Here is a 19087-nt window from a genome sequence, read left to right on the forward strand (position 1 = left end):
GTGTCGTCGCAGTTCGGGTCCAATGGATACAGCAGCGGGAATGCGTCTATTGGCGGGTTTGCCCTGTCCACTGCCCAACGTGGCATCTGGTTCGCGCAACACCTACTCGGCGATGTGCCGCTGACGATCGCGCAGTACCTCGATGTGCACGGCGAGTTCGACCCCGAGATCTTCGCCGACGCCGGGGCAGAGGCCGCTCGCGAGATCGGCACCGGCATGCTGCGGCTCTACGAAATCGACGGTGAGCCGCTCCAGGTCATCGACGACACCCTCCACGACCGGGCCACGATCATCGACCTGCGCGACGAGGACGACCCCGAAGCGGCCGCGATCGAGTGGATTCGCGCCGAGTGGGCTGCGCCCCTCGACATGCTCCGCGACCGGCTCATCGTGTGCGCAGTCCTCCGTGTCGCCGAGCGGCGTCATTTCATCTACACCCGCGTCCACCACATCGCCCTCGACGGTTTCGGCGCGATGACCTTCAGCAACCGCATTGCCGAGCGTTACACCGCAACGGTCGAGGGCCGCGATCCCGCACCGTTCGGGGTGAGCGCGCTGCCCGACATCGTCGAGGACGAAGCCCGCTACCGCTCGTCCACCCGATTCGACTCCGACCGCAACCACTGGGCCGACCGCATCCGCGACCTTCCGCACCCCATCAGTCTCGCCGGCCGCGCGGCCCCCGTCGGCTCGCATCCGGTGCGGTGGAGTGCACCGCTGCCCGACCACGTGGCCGAGGCCGTCGACCGGCTGCTCATCGAACACGAGCACACCACGTTCGCGACGGTGGTCGTCGCTGCATTCGGGGCGTTTCTGTCGCGGGTGACCGGGGAACGCGACGTGGTGCTGAGTCTGCCTGTCTCCGCCCGCACCACCGCGAAACTGCGGCGCTCCGGTGGCATGGTCTCCAACGTCGTCCCGATCCGGATGACGGTGGGGCCCGACGACACCGCCTCCGATCTCATGCGCCGCGTGCAGCTCGAACTGACCGGGGCATTGCGTCACCAGCGGTACCGGCACGAGGACATGCGCCGCGACACGGGGTACGGCAGCGCGGATCGTGGGTTCTTCGGACCGGCGGTGAACATCATGATGTTCCAGGGTCAGGTCCGCCTCGGCGACGCCATCGGCAAGCTGCACGTGCTCAGCACGGGGCCCGTCGAAGATCTCTCGCTCAACATCTATCCGAGCGATGCCGACGACCCCGCCCACATCGATTTCGAGGCCAACCCGAACCTGTACTCGCGAGCGGAGCTGCGTTCGCATCACGCACGGTTCGTGGAGTTCCTCGACGGCTTCGTTTCGACTGCCGGGCCGGTGGGTGCGCTCGATGTGCTGCACGAGGACGAACGCGCCGGGCTCGTCCCCGCGCGCGGGCCGGCCACCCGGCCGGTGCGGCTGCTACGCGACCTGCTCGCCGCCGGTGTCGCGTGCAATCCCGACGGACCTGCAATCGTCGACGGTGTCAGGACCCAGACGTATCGCGAACTCGATGAGCGCTCCGACCTGCTCGCCGGAGTGCTGACCGCCGCCGGTGCCGGGCCGGAGGAATTCGTCGCGCTGAGCATGGACCGCAGCGCCGAGGCCATCATCGCGATGTGGGCGGTGGCGAAGACCGGGGCCGCGTTCGTGCCGATCGATCCGGCGCTGCCCACCGAACGCATCGCCTATATGGTGCGCGATTCCGGTGTGCAGCTGGGTCTTTCGGTGAATGCGCGGATCGGCGAGCTCCCGGAGGGGCCGCACTGGATCGCGGTCGATGATCCGATCGCTGCCGACCGGTCGGGCAGGCTTGTCGCCCCGCCTCCGCTGCGTCCCGACCACGCGGCCTACATGATCTACACGTCCGGCTCGACGGGGACACCGAAGGGCGTCGTCGTCACGCACGCCGGGCTCGCGACGTTCGCGGCCGAGGCACGACCTGAGCTGGGCCTGACGGCGCAGTCGCGGATGCTGAGGTTTTCTTCGGCGAGTTTCGATGCGTCGATCTTCGAGATGTTGCAGGCGTTCAGCGCAGGTGCCGCGATGGTCGTGGCCCCGGCCGATGTGATCGGCGGAGACCACCTCGCCGAGATCCTGCGTCGTCACCGCGTCACACACATCGTGTCGGCGCCGACGGTGCTCACCATCGTCGACCCCGCGGGCCTCGACGATCTCGAGGCCGTCGTGGTGGGCGGCGACGTGTGCACCCCCGACCTCGTTGCTCGGTTCGGCGACACGTGCCGCTTCGTCAACAGCTACGGGCCCACCGAGACCACCATCGTCGTCACCGCAGGAAATCCGTTGACCAGCGGCGCACCGATCACGATCGGAAGTCCGATCGACGGGGTCACGGCCGTGGTTCTCGACCGCAGGCTCCGGCCCGTCCCGGTCGGATTCGTCGGCGAGCTCTACATCGGCGGTGCCGGGCTCGCGCGCGGCTATCTGAATCGTCCGGGGCAGACGGCGGATCGGTTCGTGGCGAACCCGTTCGATCCGGGCACGCGGTTGTATCGCACGGGCGACGAGGTGAGGTGGACCACCGATCACGAACTCGACTTCGTGGGACGTTCCGATTTTCAGGTCAAGATTCGCGGATTCCGCATCGAACTCGGCGAGATCGACGCGGCGTTGCGCGCGCTCGACGGCGTGGAGTACGCGGCCACCGTCGTCCACGATACGGGGAATTCCGTTGTGCCCGTCTCGTACGTGGTCATGCGTACCGGTGCCACGTTCGACGCCGAGTCGTTGATCGACGGCGTGGAACGCACCCTGCCGGCGCACATGGTGCCTGCTTCCGTCGTCGAACTCGACGACGTGCCCGTCACTCTCGCCGGTAAGCTCGACCGTGCCGCGTTGCCCGCGCCTCGATTCGCGTCGGCCGAGTTCCGTGCTCCCGTCACCGCCACCGAGCGCCTGCTCGCCGAGGTCGCGCAGGGACTGCTCGACGTCGACCGCGTGGGCGCCGACGATTCGCTGTTCGCGCTCGGCGCCGACAGCATCGTCGCGATGCAGTTCGCGGCACGCGCGAAGGGCGCCGGCCTGCACATCACAGCGCGACAGATATTCGAGCACAAGACGATTGCGGCGCTCGCCAGGGTTGCATCCGCGGTGCCCGGCGACACGGTCCTCGCCGAACTCGACGGTGGCGGTGTGGGCCCGGTGTCGTTCACCCCGATCGTGCACGAGATGCTCCGCCGCGGCGACTATTCGATGTTCGCACAGGCTGTGCTGGTGACGACCCCGGTCGACCTGACCGGCGAGCAGCTGACCGCCGCGATCACCGCGGTTCTCGCCCGACACGACATGCTGCGCTCGACTTTCACCGGCGACACCTGGCACGTCCCGGCGGCAGTTCCCGACGGTGCGGTGGCGATCGAACGGATCACCGTTGCCGACGCCGCGTCGATCGGCGATCTCGTCGACACCGAATGCGACGCGGCGACACAGCGTCTCGGCCCGTCTGCCGGTGCGATGCTGCAGTGCGTATGGTTCGACCCCGCCGAGGGCCACGGCCGGCTGCTGCTCGTGGCGCACCACCTCGTCGTCGACGGTGTGTCGTGGCGTGTGCTGCTACCCGACCTGGCGCAGGCATGGTTGCAGATCGCGGCGGATGCGGAGCCCGCACTGGCCGAGGTCGGAACGTCCTACCGCCGATGGGCGCATGCACTGCACTCCGACGCCCGTGACGGCGTGTACGCGGACGAACTCGGATTCTGGCAGCGCACCCTCGGATCGGTGACACCGCTTCCGGGTATCGGCGAGCTCGATCCGCAGGTCGACACGCTCGCGACCACAGAACGGCTGCGCGTGGAACTCGATCCCGCGACCACCGCCGCGGTGCTCACGCGGTTGCCCGCCGTGTTCCGTTCGGGCACGGCCGACGGGCTCATCGCCGCGCTCGCGCTGGCTCTGGCACCGTACGACCGCGCGGTTCCGATCATGCTCGAAGGGCACGGCCGTGACCGTGAGGGTGCCGACCTCGCTCGCACTGCCGGGTGGTTCACCACCGTCTACCCGGTGTGTCCAGCGGTGCCCGAATCGGTCGATCTCGACGACGCCTTCGCGGGCGGACCCGCCGCGGGAACGGTGCTCAAGGCCGTCAAAGAGCAACTTGCCGAAGTCCCGAATCACGGTGTGGGATACGGAATCCTCCGTCATCTCGACGACGAGGTACGCCCGGTCCTCGCCTCCGCGGGTATCCCGCAGATCGGGTTCAACTATCTCGGGCGCCTGACGTCCGGGCACATTCCCGAGGAGATCCGCGACATCGGTTGGGTGCCCGCCGAGGTGGACCTCGACCCGACACGCACCTCGCGGCTCGCGGTGTCTTCGGCCGTCGACATCAACGCCATGGTGGTGGACGGTCCCGACGGGCCGTGCCTGACCGCGACCTTCGCGTACGTGCCGCGGGTGGTGCCGGCCGAGTTCGTCAGCGGTCTCGTGGCGCGTTGGCGCACCGCCCTCGAAGCTCTTGCCACCCATGTGGATACTCCCGGTGCGGGCGGTCTCACCCCCTCCGATGTGCCGCTGGTACCGGCAGGGCAGAGCCAGATCGAACGGTGGGAATCCGAGTATCCCGGCGTGCAGGACATCTGGCCCCTGCCGCCGCTGCAGTCGGGTTTGCTGTTCCACTCGCAGCTCGCTGCCGGGTCGCTCGACGTCTACGTCGCCCAGCTCACCTTGCATCTCACCGGCAGCATCGACGCGACACGGCTGCGCGCCTCGATCGACGCCGTGGTCGCCCGGCACGCCAACCTGCGCACCGCGTTCGTCCACGACGACACCGGCGCGCCTGCCCAGATCGTGCTCGGCCGCGTCGACGTTCCGTGGCGCGAGGTCTCGGTGAGTCCGGACGGTCTCGCGGACGTGCTCGATGCGGAGCGCGCTTCGCCGTTCGACACCGCACGTCCGCCGCTGTTGCGGGCAGTTCTCGTGCGCACCGGCGACGATGCGGTGCTGGTGCTGACCAACCACCACCTCGTCCTCGATGGGTGGTCGATGCCGCTGCTCGTACGAGAAGTGCTGTCCTGCTATGTCTCACCCGACTCGCTCGGCGAACCCGTGCCCTACCGCGACTACCTGAAGTGGTGGAGCGTCCAGGACCGCAGCCGGTCGTTGCAGGCATGGGACGACGCGCTGTCCGGGCTCACCGCTCCCACACTCGTCGCCCCGCACGCCGCGGAGGTGCTCGACGCCGACCCCGAGCAGATCGACATCGAACTGCCCGCGTGGCTGCGCACCGGACTCGTCGACCGCCGCGACACCGACGTCACCGTCAACACTCTGGTGCAGACGGCGTGGGCACTGGTGCTCGGGCGGCTGCTGGGCCGCGACGACGTCGTGTTCGGCGCCACCGTGTCGGGGCGCCCCGCGGAACTGCCCGGCGTCGAGTACATGCTCGGCCTGTTCATCAACACCCTTCCCGTGCGGGTCCGGTTCGACGAGTCCGACACCGTCGTCGACCTGCTCCGGCGCGTGCAGGACGACCAGGTCGCGATGCTCGAGCACCACCACGTCGGGCTCACCGAGATCCAAGGCCGCGTCGGTGCCGGGACCCTCTTCGACACGCTGACCGTCTTCGAGTCGTACCCCGTTGATCGTGCGGGATTCGACGACACCACCGATCTCGCCGGGATGCACGTGACCGGCATCGATGCCCGCGACGCCACGCACTACCCGATCACCGTGATGGCGATCCTCGAACCCACCTTGCGGTTGAGCGTGCGGTTCCGCACCGAGCTGTTCGACCGCGTGACCGTCGAGCGGATCGTGCAGCGACTGCTCGGTGTGCTCGAAACCTTCGTCGCGCATCCCGACACTCACGTCCGCGACGTCGAGGTAGTCGTACCCGGCGAACTCGATGTGATCGCGACGTTCGAGCAGGGCGAGAACCGGGTGCTGCCCGCGACGACCCTTCCCGATCTGCTCGCCGAGCAGTCGGCACGCACGCCCGACGACACGGCGGTCGTCGTCGACGGCGGGGCAGTGGTGAGCTACGGATCGTTCGCGGGACGCGTGAATCGGGTCGCCCGGTGGCTGATCGCCGACGGGATCGGCTCCGGCGACCTCGTGGCCGTCGCGATGCCGCGGTCACTCGAGCAACTCGTCGCGATCCACGCCATCGTGGCCGCGGGCGCCGCCTATGTGCCCATCGACCCGGATCAGCCCGAGCAGCGCACCGCGCACGTCCTCGACACGGCACGTCCTGCCCGCGTGCTCGACGCGCTTCCCGACGCGCTGTCGTTCTCCGACGCTGTGATCACCGACGCCGATCGGCACCGGCCCCTGCACACCGGCGACCTCGCGTACGTGCTGTTCACGTCCGGTTCCACCGGCTGGCCCAAGGGCGTCGCGATCTCGCACCGCAGCATCGTCAACCGGTTGCAGTGGATGCAGGGAAGGTACCCGCTGACCGGCGACGACGTTGTCCTGCAGAAGACTCCGGCGACCTTCGACGTGTCGGTGTGGGAGTTGTTCTGGCCGCTGCTCGCGGGCGCGACGATGGTGCTCGCGACCCCGGACGGACACCGCGACCCCCGCTACCTGTCGCGAGTCGTCAGCGAACACCGCATCACCACAGTGCATTTCGTTCCGTCGATGCTGGACGTGTTCCTCACCGAAGGCGACGTGTCGCGGTGCGGCGGCCTGCGGCAGGTGTTCACCAGTGGTGAGGCGCTTGCGGCGGCGAGTGTGTCGCGAGCGGCCGAGACACTCGGCGTACCCGTGCACAACCTGTACGGACCGACCGAAGCGGCCGTCGATGTGACCGCGCACGCGACGGTGCCCGGCGAGACCCCGGTACCCATCGGTACACCTGTATGGAATACGTCGGTGCGGGTGCTCGACAGGCGTCTGCGCCCCGTGCCCATCGGAGTCGAAGGCGAACTCTATCTCGGTGGTGTGCAGCTCGCGCGCTGCTACTACGGCGCCGCGCAACTGACAGCGGAACGTTTCGTCGCCGACACCGCAGGACGCGGGCGCCTGTACCGTACGGGCGACCTGGTGCGGTGGCGCGCCGACGGCGTACTCGAGTATGTCGGCCGCAGCGACTTCCAGGTCAAGCTCCGAGGTCAGCGCATCGAGCTCGGCGAGATCGAAGCCGTGCTGCTCGAACACGAGACCGTGACGCAGGCCGTCGTGGTTCTGCACCGCGACGACACCGCCGGCGAGCACCTCGTCGCCTACGTGGTCGGAGACGGTGGCTCCGAGCACGCGGACGCAGCTCTCGCGCACGCCGCGTCGCGACTCCCGCGACACATGATTCCCACCCTCGCCGTGTCGCTCGATGCGATGCCGGTCACCGCGAACGGAAAGCTCGACCGAAAAGCCCTGCCGGACCCCGAGTTCGGATCCGCCGAACATGTGGCGCCGGCATCGGGCACCGAACATATCGTCGCCGGCGTGATCGCCGAACTCGTCGGCCGCGACCACGTCGGAGCCGCGACGAATTTCTTCGACCTCGGTGGCAACTCGCTCACCGCGACCCGGCTCCTCGCCCGGCTCGACGCCCGCTTCGGCACGCGCCTGCAGGTACGCGACCTGTTCGACAATCCCACGGTCGCCGGGCTGGCTCGGATCATCGACGGACAGCGCACAGATCAGCGCCCACGGCTGACTGCGCAACCACGCCCCGAACGCATCCCGCTGTCGCCGGCGCAGACGCGCATGTGGTTCGTCAACCGTTTCGATCCCACGTCCGGCGCATACAACGTCGCGGTGGCACTGCGGCTCACCGGTGTGCTCGACGAAGAAGCACTGCGCGCTGCCGTTGCCGACATCGTCGGGCGTCACGACACATTGCGCACCCGCTACCCGGACGACGGGGACGGCCCGTACCAGCAGATTCTGCCCGTCGCCGACGCGGGCCGGGCTCCGGCGATCGAACCACTCGACGGCCCGCTCGAGGAACGTCTGCGCGCGGTCATCGGGCGAGGATTCGACGTCACCGCAGCACCACCGGTCGCACTGACGGTGCTGCGCGACGAGGACGAGAGCCACGTACTCGTCCTGGTGGTGCACCACATCGCGATCGACGGCTGGTCCATGCAAGCCCTCGCCCGCGACTTCGTCGCCGCGTACGGAACCCGTGTCGTCGGCCACGCCCCGACGTGGGAGCCGCTGCCCGTCCAGTACGCAGACTTCGCGATGTGGCAGAACGACCTGCTCGGCGATGTCGACGATCCCGGCTCGCTCGGTGCCCGTCAGCTCGACTTCTGGCGCCACACCCTCGCCGGTGCGCCCGAGGTCTCCGACGTACCCACCGACCGCCGGCGGCCCACGGTCCCGTCGTTCCGCGGCGGCACCGTCGGTACCGACCTCGACTCGCAGCTCTACTCACGCCTCGAGGAGCTGGCGCGGGAGCACGGCGCCTCACTGTTCATGGTGCTGCACGCCGCTCTCGCCGTGCTACTGGCCAGGCTGAGCAGCAGCGACGACGTCACCATCGGCACACCCGTTGCCGGTCGCGGGCAGCCCGACCTCGACGGGGTCGTCGGCATGTTCGTCAACACCCTTCCGCTGCGCGTGCCGGTGGCATCCGGCGAGTCGTTCGCCGACGTACTCGCACGCGTACGCGACGTCGACCTCGCCGCCTACGCGCACTCCGACCTGCCGTTCGAACGGCTCGTCGATGCGCTCGGTACGTCTCGGTCCACCTCACACAACCCGGTGTTCCAGACCGTCCTCGCGCTCGAGGTGCCCCGTCCGGCATCGGTGTCGGTACCGGGACTCGCCATCGACGTGCTCCCCGTCGATTTCGGTATCGCGAAGTTCGATCTCGAATTCGCCGTCACCGAGCACGACGACCACGCGACCGTCACCGTGACGTACGCGCGCGACCTGTTCGACGACGGCACTGCCGCCGCGATGCTCGCGCGGTACGTGCGCGTCCTGTCCGGTGCCGCAACCGCTCCGTCGACGGCCGTGGGTGACATCGATCTGCTGTCGGACGGCGAACGCCTCGCGCTCCTGCAGGCGCCGGAGGGCGCCCCGTACCGGTCGCTGCCGGACCTGTTGGCCGATGCTGCAGCCGACCCCGAGGCTCTCGCGCTCGTTTCCGGTTCCGTCGCCGTCACCTACGGGGAGCTGGATCGACGCTCGAACAGCCTCGCCCACGCCCTCCTCGACGCGGGCGCGGTGCCCGGATCGGTCGTGGCGGTGGCGGTGCCCCGCTCGGTGGACTCGGTGATCGCGCTGTGGGCCGTCGCCAAGACGGGCGCTACCTTCCTGCCCGTCGACCCCGGCTACCCCGCGGCGCGGATCGAACACATGCTCACCGACTCCGGTGCGCGCCTCGGTATCGCCGCCGTGGCTCCCCCCGGCGACCTCACCTGGGTGTCGCCGCACAGCGGCGGTGACGACAGGCCGATCACCGGTCGCGCGCCGTGTCCGGACGCCGCCGCCTACCTCATCTACACCTCCGGGTCGACGGGTGTGCCCAAGGGCGTCGTCGTCACTCACCGCGGACTCGCCGCCTTCGTCGCCGAGCAACAGCACCGCTACCGGGTGCGGCCAGGCGACCGGGTCGCGGCGTTCGCGTCACCGAGTTTCGATGCGTCGCTGCTCGAGCTCTTCATGGCCATCGGTGGGGGAGCAGTACTCCAGTTGGTCCCGACCGACGTCTACGGCGGCACCGAACTCGAGGAACACCTCACGGAAGTGACCCACCTGTTCCTCACCCCGGCCGCCCTCGCCACCCTGAATCCCGAACGGCTCGAGCGTATTCGAGTCGTCGTGGTCGGCGGTGAGGCCTGCGATCCGTCGCTCGTGCAGCGCTGGGCGCCGGGACGCGAGATGTTCAACGCCTACGGACCGACCGAGTCGACCATCATGGCCACCCACTTCGGACCGATGGCGACGGGTGATCCTGTGCGGATCGGCCGGGCCGCCCTCGGCACCGGCGCAGTGGTCCTCGACGCACGTCTGAATCCCGTGCCCGCCGGGGTCCCGGGGGAACTGTATGTGTACGGAGCTGGGCTGGCCCGGGGATACCATGGGCAATCAGCGCTCACCGCCTCCCGCTTCGTCGCCGGCCCCGTGCACGGCGCGCTCATGTACCGCACCGGCGACCTCGTGCGCTGGGTCGACGGTCAACTCGACTACCTGGGACGCACCGACTTCCAGGTGAAGGTGCGCGGCCACCGGATCGAGCTGCCGGAGATCGACGCGGTCCTCGCCGGCCATCCCGGTGTCGATGCGGCGGTGACCGTGTCGCATGGGGCAACCGGCACCCTGGTGTCCTATGTGACCGCGTCGCACATGGCCGCCTCGCTCGATCCGGCCGACCTGTCGAGGCACGCCGCGCAGATGCTGCCCGCGTACATGGTGCCGGCAGCCATCACCGTCGTCGATGCCTTCCCGCGCACCGGTGCAGGCAAGATCGATACCCATTCGCTGCCCGAGCCTGTCTTCGCGGCAACAGAATTCGTCGAGCCACGCGGAGTGGACGAGCAGCGCGTTGCCGACGTCTTCGCCGAGATCCTCGGCCTCCACCGGGTGAGTGCGCACGACGACTTCTTCGCACTCGGCGGCAACTCACTGTCGGCGACGCGGGCGATCGCGCGGCTCGACTCGTCGCTCGGGGTTCGTGCACTGTTCGAGAACCCGACGGTCGCGGCGCTGGCCCTCGCGACCCGCGGCGGCGCGACGGAAACTCGTCCGGCCCTGGTCGCGGGGCAGCGACCCGAGCGCATCCCGCTCTCGCCTGCGCAGCAGCGGATGTGGTTGATCAACCGGTTCGATCCGGCGTCGCCCGTCTACAACATCCCCGTGGCCGTGCGGTTGTCCGGGCACCTCGACGTCGATGCACTTCAGGCAGCGGTCGGCGACGTCGTGCAGCGGCACGAGACCCTCCGCACGGTGTTCCCCGCGACCGGCACCGACCCACATCAGGTGGTGCTCGCCGACGCACCGCTCGACCTCACTCCACATGCCGTCACCCCCGGCACGCTGTACGACGAGATCGTCGCCGTCGCCGGTCGCGGGTTCGACGTCACCGTCGAGACCCCCGCCCGCGGGGCGCTGCTCCGCCTCGCGGACGACGAGCATGTGCTCGTCGTCGTGGTCCACCACATCGCTGCCGACGGCACCTCGACCGTGCCGCTCGCCCGCGACATCCTCGTTGCCTACCAGGCGCGACTGTCCGGAGCCGAACCCGAATGGGCGCCGCTCGCCGTGCACTACGCCGACTACGCGGTGTGGCAACGCGCCCTGCTGGGGGATCACTCCGATCCCGCGTCGATCGCGGCCCGTCAGCTCGCCTACTGGACCGAAGCGCTCGCCGACGTGCCGGCGGTGCTCGACCTGCCCGCCGACCGTCCGCGACCGGCCATCGCCTCGCAACGCGGCGCCCGCACCGACTTCCGCATCGACACCGGTACCGTGCGCGCACTCGACGACCTTGCCCGCAGCCACGGCGCAACGCGCTTCATGGTCCTGCACGCCGCACTCGCCGTACTGCTCGGCAGGCTCGGATCCACCGGCGATGTCAGCGTGGGCACGCCCATCGCCGGTCGCGGGGCCGCCGCGCTCGACGACCTCGTCGGCATGTTCGTGGGCACCCTCGTCCTGCGCACCCGGATGGACCTGGGCACCGGATTCACGGAATTCCTCGAACAGGTCCGCGACACCGACCTCGCGGCCTTCGGCCATGCCGACGTGCCGTTCGAGGAGATCGTCGACGCTGTCGATCCCGTCCGCTCGCAGGCACATGCACCGCTGTTCCAGGTGTCACTGTCGGTGCAGAATCAGGGCACCGGCGTCCTCGAACTACCGGGCCTCGTGGTCGAACCCCTCGATCCCGGCATCGACGTCGCGAAGGTCGATCTCGAATTCACCATCCGTGACGACGCGAACGCGGCGCTGGCCGCGTCGCTCACCTACGCGACCGACCTGTTCGACGCCGGCACCGCCGCAACCCTCAGCGAACGTTGGACGCGATTGCTCCGCGCGATCGCAACCGACCCGACGCTCACGGTGGGTGAGCTCCCGGTGCTCGACGACGCCGAGAGTGCCCGCGCCCTCGCGCACGCGATTCCCGCTGCACTGCCGGTGCGGTTACTGCCCGACATCTTCGCCACCGGTGTCGCCGCGAACCCCTGCGGTATTGCCGCGACGGACGGGAACCGCACGCTCACCTACACCGAACTCGACCGCGCCTCCAGCCAGCTCGCCCACAAGCTCCTCGGACGCGGTGTCGCTCCGGAAACCGTGGTGGCACTGTCGTTCCCGCGATCGATCGATGCGATCGTCGCACTGTGGGCGGTCGTGAAGACCGGTGCCGTGTTCGTGCCGATCGACCCGGCGTTGCCGACGGCGCGCATCGAATACCTGCTGGCCGATTCCGGGGCGAGCGTCGGGATCGGCACCGGCCCCTCCGATGTGCCGTGGCTGTCGGTGGAGGCCGACGACCAGCCCGATACGCCGCTCGCACCGTCGATCACTGCGTCGTCCGCGGCATACATGATCTACACGTCGGGGTCCACCGGTACCCCCAAGGGTGTGGTCGTCACCCACCGCGGCCTGGCGGCGTTCACTGCCGAGCACCGGCCGGAGCTCGGCCTGGACACGACCTCGCGGATGCTGCGGTTCTCGTCGTCGAGTTTCGACGCATCGGTGTTCGAGCAGATCGCCGCGTTCTCCGCCGGTGCCACCACGGTGGTGGCACCGGCGGAGGTCGTCGGCGGTACCGAGCTCACCGACCTGCTGCGACGCGAGCGCATCACGCACGTCCTCACCGCCCCAGCAGCGCTCGGCACGCTCACCGGCAGTGATCTTCCCGATCTCCGGGCGGTGCTGGTGGGCGGCGACGTGTGCCCACCGGAACTCGTCGAGCGATTCGGGCCGATCTGCCGGTTCGCGAACACGTACGGACCTACCGAAACCACCATCATCATCACCGCCACCGAACCGCTGGCGCCGGGCGACACCATCACCATCGGAACGCCCATCGAGGGTTCCGGTGCCGTGGTGCTCGACCACCGGCTGAGGCCCGTTGCCGACGGCGTGATCGGCGAGCTGTACCTGTCGGGGGCGGGTCTGGCCCGCGGCTACCACCGCCGCCCCGCGCTCACCTCGTCCCGATTCGTAGCAAACCCGTTCACCGGCGACCGCATGTACCGCACGGGCGACCTCGTGCGGCGCACCGCCACCGGCGAACTGGACTTCGTCGGCCGCAGCGACGCGCAGGTCCAGGTCCGTGGCCTGCGCATCGAACTCGGCGAGATCGAAGCTGCGCTCACTCGCGGCGACGACGTCGCGCTGGCGGTCGTCGTCGTGCATTCCGACCCGCACACCGGCGACCGCATCATCGGATACGCGGTGCCCGCGGCGGGAGCCACCGTCGATCCGCAGCAGGTCCGCGACCGGCTCGCCGACGCACTTCCGGCGTACATGGTGCCCGCGCAGATCCTCGTTCTCGACACCCTGCCGGTCACCGCGCACGGCAAGCTCGACCGCCGGGCCCTGCCCGCCCCCGGGTTCGAGGCCCGCGCGTTCCGGGCGCCGGAGAGCCCCGTCGAACACACCGTCGCCGCGGTCTATGCCGACCTGCTCGGCACCGACCGGGTCGGTCTCGACGACGACTTCTTCGAACTCGGTGGCAACTCGCTCGTCGCCACTGCGCTCGTCGCACGACTCGGTGGGGCCCTCGAGACCACGGTGCCGGTGCGGGCCGTGTTCGAGAACCCGACGGTGGGGGCGCTCGCTGCGGTGGTCGCGCACACCGCGGGGGAGGGTTCCCGGCCCGCGCTGGTGGAATACGACCGGCCCGAACATATTCCGCTGTCGCTCGCGCAGCAGCGGATGTGGTTCTTCAACCGCTTCGATCCCGGGTCGGCTGCGTTCAACATCCCGATCGTGCTGCGGCTGACCGGCGTCCTCGACGAGCACGCGCTGCGAGCCGCATTGTTCGACGTCCTCGAACGCCACGAAGCCCTGCGCACCGTGTACCCCGACACGGACACCGGGCCGACGCAGGTGATCGTACCGGCGGATCGTGCAGTTGCCGAGTTCGTCACGGTCGACGTCGCTGCAGACGAGATCGAGTCGCACCTCACCGGATTCACCTCCCGCGGTTTCGATCTCAGCGTCGAAGTTCCCGTGCGCGCAGGGTTGTTCAGGATCACTGGCGACGAGCACGTGCTTGCCGTCGTCGCCCACCACATTGCCAGCGACGGCGGATCGCAGGCCCCGCTCTCACGCGATCTCGTCACTGCCTACCTTGCGCGCACGAGCGGGCAGGCTCCCGGCTGGGCGCAACTGCCCGTGCAGTACGCCGACTACGCGCTGTGGCAGAGAGACCTGCTCGGTAGTGAGGACGATCCGTCGTCGCTGGTCGCACGGCAGCTCGCCTACTGGACCGGTGCGCTCGCGGATCTCCCCGACCTCGTGGAATTGCCCACCGACCATCCGCGTCCGGCCGTGCAGTCGTCCCGCGGAGGCACCGCGCTGTTCTCGCTTCACGCCGAACTCGCCGACCGCATCGAGCGGTTCAGCCGCGAGCGCGGTGTCACGCTGTTCATGCTCGTGCACACCGCCGTCGCGGTGCTGCTCGCCCGGTGGTCCGGCAGCACCGACATTCCGATCGGCACGCAGGTCGCGGGTCGCGGCGAGCCCGCTCTCGACGACCTCGTCGGCATGTTCGGCAACACCCTCGTGCTGCGACTGCAGGTCGATCCCGCCGCCACCTTCGACGACGTCCTCATGCAGGCCCGCGACGTCGACCTCGCCGCCTTCTCGCACCCCGACGTGCCTGTCGAACGACTCGTCGAACTCCTCGACCCGGCGCGCTCCACCGCGTACTCCGCGCTGTTCCAGACGCTGCTCGTCGTGCACAACTTCACCCGCTCGGAGGTGTCGCTGCCCGGGTTGACCGTCGCACCCGTGGAAGCCGGTGCGGTCGGCGCGAAACTGGATCTCGAGATCCACCTCGGGGAGAGCACGGATGCCGACGGGAACCGTACCGGCATCGACGGCTCGATCACGTACGCGACCGACCTGTTCACCGACCCCACTGTCGCTCGGCTGGCAGAACACCTCACGGCGATCCTCGACGCCGCCACCCGCGACCCCCACGCCCCGATCGGCGACATCGACCTGCGCGGACCCGACGAACGCGCCCTCGCGCTCGCCGTCAACGCCACCGCAACCGAGGCGGAAACCGGCACTCTGCTCACCCGTTTCACCGCACAGGCAGCGCGCACGCCCGATGCGGTCGCCCTCGTGCTCGCGGGCGAGGCGACGACGTACGGGCAGTTTGCGTCGCGGGTGAACCGGCTCGCACGGCACCTCGTGGGAGCCGGAGTCGGACCGGGCGCTCTCGTCGGTATCCATGCCGCCCGCTCGGTGGAGATGATGGTTGCGATCTACGCGACGCTGCAGGCCGGCGGCGCCTACGTGCCACTCGACCCCGACCATCCCGCAGACCGCACCGAGTATGTCCTCGACATCGCGCGTCCCGTGCTCGTGCTCACCACCTCGGCCGAACGGTCGACCCTGCCGCGCACACACCGCGTGGTGGAAGTCGACCGTGTGGAGGCCGACGCCGCGCTGTCGGGTCTGTCCGATGCGCCCCTCACCGACGCCGATCGGCTCGGGTCGCTACGCGACGGCAACATCGCGTACGTCATCTTCACGTCCGGTTCCACCGGACGACCCAAGGGCGTCGCCGTCGAACACCGTGCCGTGGCCAACCAGATCGCCTGGATGCGTGAACGCTACGACCTCGGACCCGGCGACGCGGCCATGCACAAGACACCGATCACGTTCGACGCGTCGGTGTGGGAGCTGTTCTACCCGCTGCAGGTGGGCGCGCGACTCGTCATCGCCATCCCCGGTGGCCACCGCGACCCCGCCTACCTCGCGCAACTGTCGCGCGACGAGGACGTGAACATCCTCGAATTCGTACCGTCGATGCTCGCGGTGTTCCTGGCGGATCCGGACCTCGAACTGCCCGACTCGGTGCGCTACCTCTCGGTCGGTGGTGAGGCCCTGCCCGCCGATCTCGCCGCCGACGTCGCGGCCCGTTCCCGCGCCGTCCTCGACAACACCTACGGCCCCACCGAAGCCACCGTGACCTCCACGGTGCTACGCAGCGACGGCAACCACCGCGGCACGGTCCCGATCGGCCGTCCCGTCCGGAACACCACCGTCCACGTCCTCGACGCGCGGTTGCACCCGACACCGACGGGTATCCCCGGCGAGCTGTATCTCGGCGGAATCCAGTTGGCGCGCGGGTATCACGGGCGACCCGACCTCACCGCCGAACGATTCGTGGCCGGTCCCGGTGGTGCACGCCTGTACCGCACCGGCGACCGCGTGCGGATGCTTCTCGACGGCACCCTGGACTTCCTCGGCCGCACCGACTTCCAGGTCAAGATCCGTGGACTGCGCATCGAACTCGGTGAGATCGAATCCGCAATCGTCGCCCTCGACGAAGTCGCCCGGGCCGTCGTCGTGGTGCACGACAGCGATCACGGGCCTCGACTCGTCGCGTACGTCGTCCCCGCCGACGGCACCGTGGTGGACAGCGACACGGTGCGCGGTGCCGCGGGCCGCGCACTGCCGCGCTACATGGTTCCCGATGTGGTCATGCCCCTCGACGCGTTGCCGCTCAACGCATCCGGCAAACTCGACCGACGTGCACTGCCGCAACCCGACGTGAGCGTCCGCGAGTTCCGGGCGCCCCGCAGCGACATCGAACACACAGTGGCAGAGGTGATCGCAACGGTGCTCGACGTCGAGTGCGCGGGCCTCGACGACGACTTCTTCGCACTCGGAGGCAACTCGCTCATCGCCACCCGAGTGGTGTCGCGGATCGGTGCGGCTCTCGGAGTCGACGTGCCACTGCGCACCCTCTTCGAACACCCCACCGTCGAAGCACTTGCCGCCGCGGTATCGGATCTCGCGTCGAGCGGTGCCCGGCTCCCGCTCGTCGCCCAGAAGCGTCCCGATCCGGTGCCGCTGTCGTTCGCGCAGCAGCGGATGTGGTTTCTCAACCGATTCGATCCGGAGTCGGCGGCGTACAACATCCCCATGGCCATCCGGATCACCGGCGGGTTGAACGTCGACGCACTGCGCCTGGCCGTACGAGACCTGCTCGCACGCCACGAGATTCTGCGGACCTGGTATCCCGAAGTCGACGGCGCCGGGGTGCAGGTCATCAGGCTCGCCTCCGACGTCGCTCCCGACCTTCACGACGAGTACGTCGAACCCGACAAGGTCGCGGACGTCGTCACCGCGGTATTCCGGGCGGGATTCGATGTGACGTCGGAGGTTCCGATGCGCGCTCGTCTGCTTCGAACCGGCGACCAGGAGTACGTGCTGGTCTTCGTCGTGCATCACATTGCTGCAGACGGCTTCTCCATCGGACCGATGCTGCGCGACGTGGCGATCGCCTATGCAGCCCGGTCGGCGGGAGAATCACCGGCATGGGCGCCGTTGGAGGTCCAGTACGCCGATTACAGCCTGTGGCTGCGCGACATACTCGGTTCCGACGACGACCCGACGAGCGTGATCGCACGTCAGATCGCGTATTGGACCGATACGCTCGCGGACGTCCCCGACGTGCTCGAGCTGCCGGCCGATCGCGCGCGACCGGCCGTCGCCTCCCATCGCGGCGCCACCCACCGCATCAGTCTCGACACCGCGCTGCATCAGAGCCTCCTGGATCTGGCCCGCTCACAGAACGCGACGCTGTTCATGGTGCTGCACAGCACCTTGAGTGCAGAACTCGCACGTCTGAGTGGCACCGACGACATCGTCATCGGCACCCCCATCGCCGGTCGCGGCGATCAGGCTCTCGACAACCTGATCGGCATGTTCGTCAACACCCTCGTACTCCGCACCCGGGTCGATCCCGACGATCCGTTCTCGGCGTTGCTCTCGCGCGCCCGCGACATCGCCCTCGGGGCGTTCGCGCACGCCGACGTGCCGTTCGAGAGACTCGTCGAGGCACTCGACCCGCCGCGATCGCAGGCACGAAATCCCCTCTATCAGGTGATGCTCACCCTCCAGAACATGGAACGAACTCGCATCGAACTGGACGACATCCGGATCGATGCGGTCGATGCGGATCTCGGCCGAGCCCAGGTCGACCTGCAGATCACGGTGACGGAGGCATTCGAGGACGACGGCACCCCCGCCGGTATCGACACCGAATGGGTGTACGCCACCGACCTGTTCGACGAGGCAACCGTCGTCTTGTTCGCGCAGCGCTTCAGGCGGGTGCTCGACGCGGTGGTGGCCGACCCGGAACTGCGTGTCCGTGCCCTGCCGATGCTCGACGACGCTGAGCAGGCCGCGGTCCTGGCGCTAGGCGTCGGGCCGGGCGGGAATGTCGGCGACGGGTGTGCTGACCCGAATCCCGAGGCCACCGCAGTGACGTCGACCGACATGGCCTTGACCCGCGGCGAGTTCGACGAGCGTGTCGCGGGGCTGGCCCGCGAACTGATCGCACGCGGGGTCGGCCCGGAGACACGTGTCGCGGTGTGCATGGAACGCAGCGTCGACCTGCTCGTTGCCATCCATGCGATCCTGCAGGCAGGTGGCGCGTACGTCCCGCTCGATCCCGACCATCCCGCCGAGCGCATCGCACACATCGTCGAGACTGCGAACCCTGCGCTTGCGCTGGTCCGTACCGCCACGGCTGCGCTTCCGGTCCCGGTGCTCGACGTCACGGCCGTCGGTGCGTCGTACGGCACGACACCGATACGTGACGGCGATCGGCTCGGGCCGTTGCGATCCGATCACACCGCGTACGTGCTCTTCACCTCGGGATCCACGGGCCGACCCAAGGGCGTCGCCGTCACACATCGCGCGTTGGGCACCCAACTCGACTGGATGCAGCACACCCTCGGCCTGAATGGCGACGACGTGATCCTGTGGAAGACGCCCGTGACCTTCGACGCGTCCGTGTGGGAGTTGCTGCTGCCCATGCGTCTCGGCTCCCGCCTCGTCGTTGCTGTCCCGGACGGTCACACCGATCCGGCATATCTCGCCTCGGTGATTGCTGCGGAGAAGGTGACGGTCGCTCAGTTCGTGCCGTCGGTGCTCGACCTCGTGCTCGACGAGGACCCAGGATCGTCGCTGCAGCATGTGTTCTCGGGCG

Annotated in this window: 1 protein-coding gene (cut by a window edge); it reads left to right on the top strand. The window is 69.0% G+C overall.

Annotated elements, in window-relative coordinates:
* Positions 1-19087, top strand: the 5' portion of a protein-coding gene (locus tag ACZI8W_RS05565; protein ID WP_463367487.1) for a non-ribosomal peptide synthase/polyketide synthase. It continues 14423 nt past the right edge of the window; the window shows 19087 of its 33510 coding nt (coding positions 1-19087); the start codon lies at positions 1-3; the stop codon falls past the right edge of the window.

Source organism: Rhodococcus ruitaii, assembly GCF_055230935.1.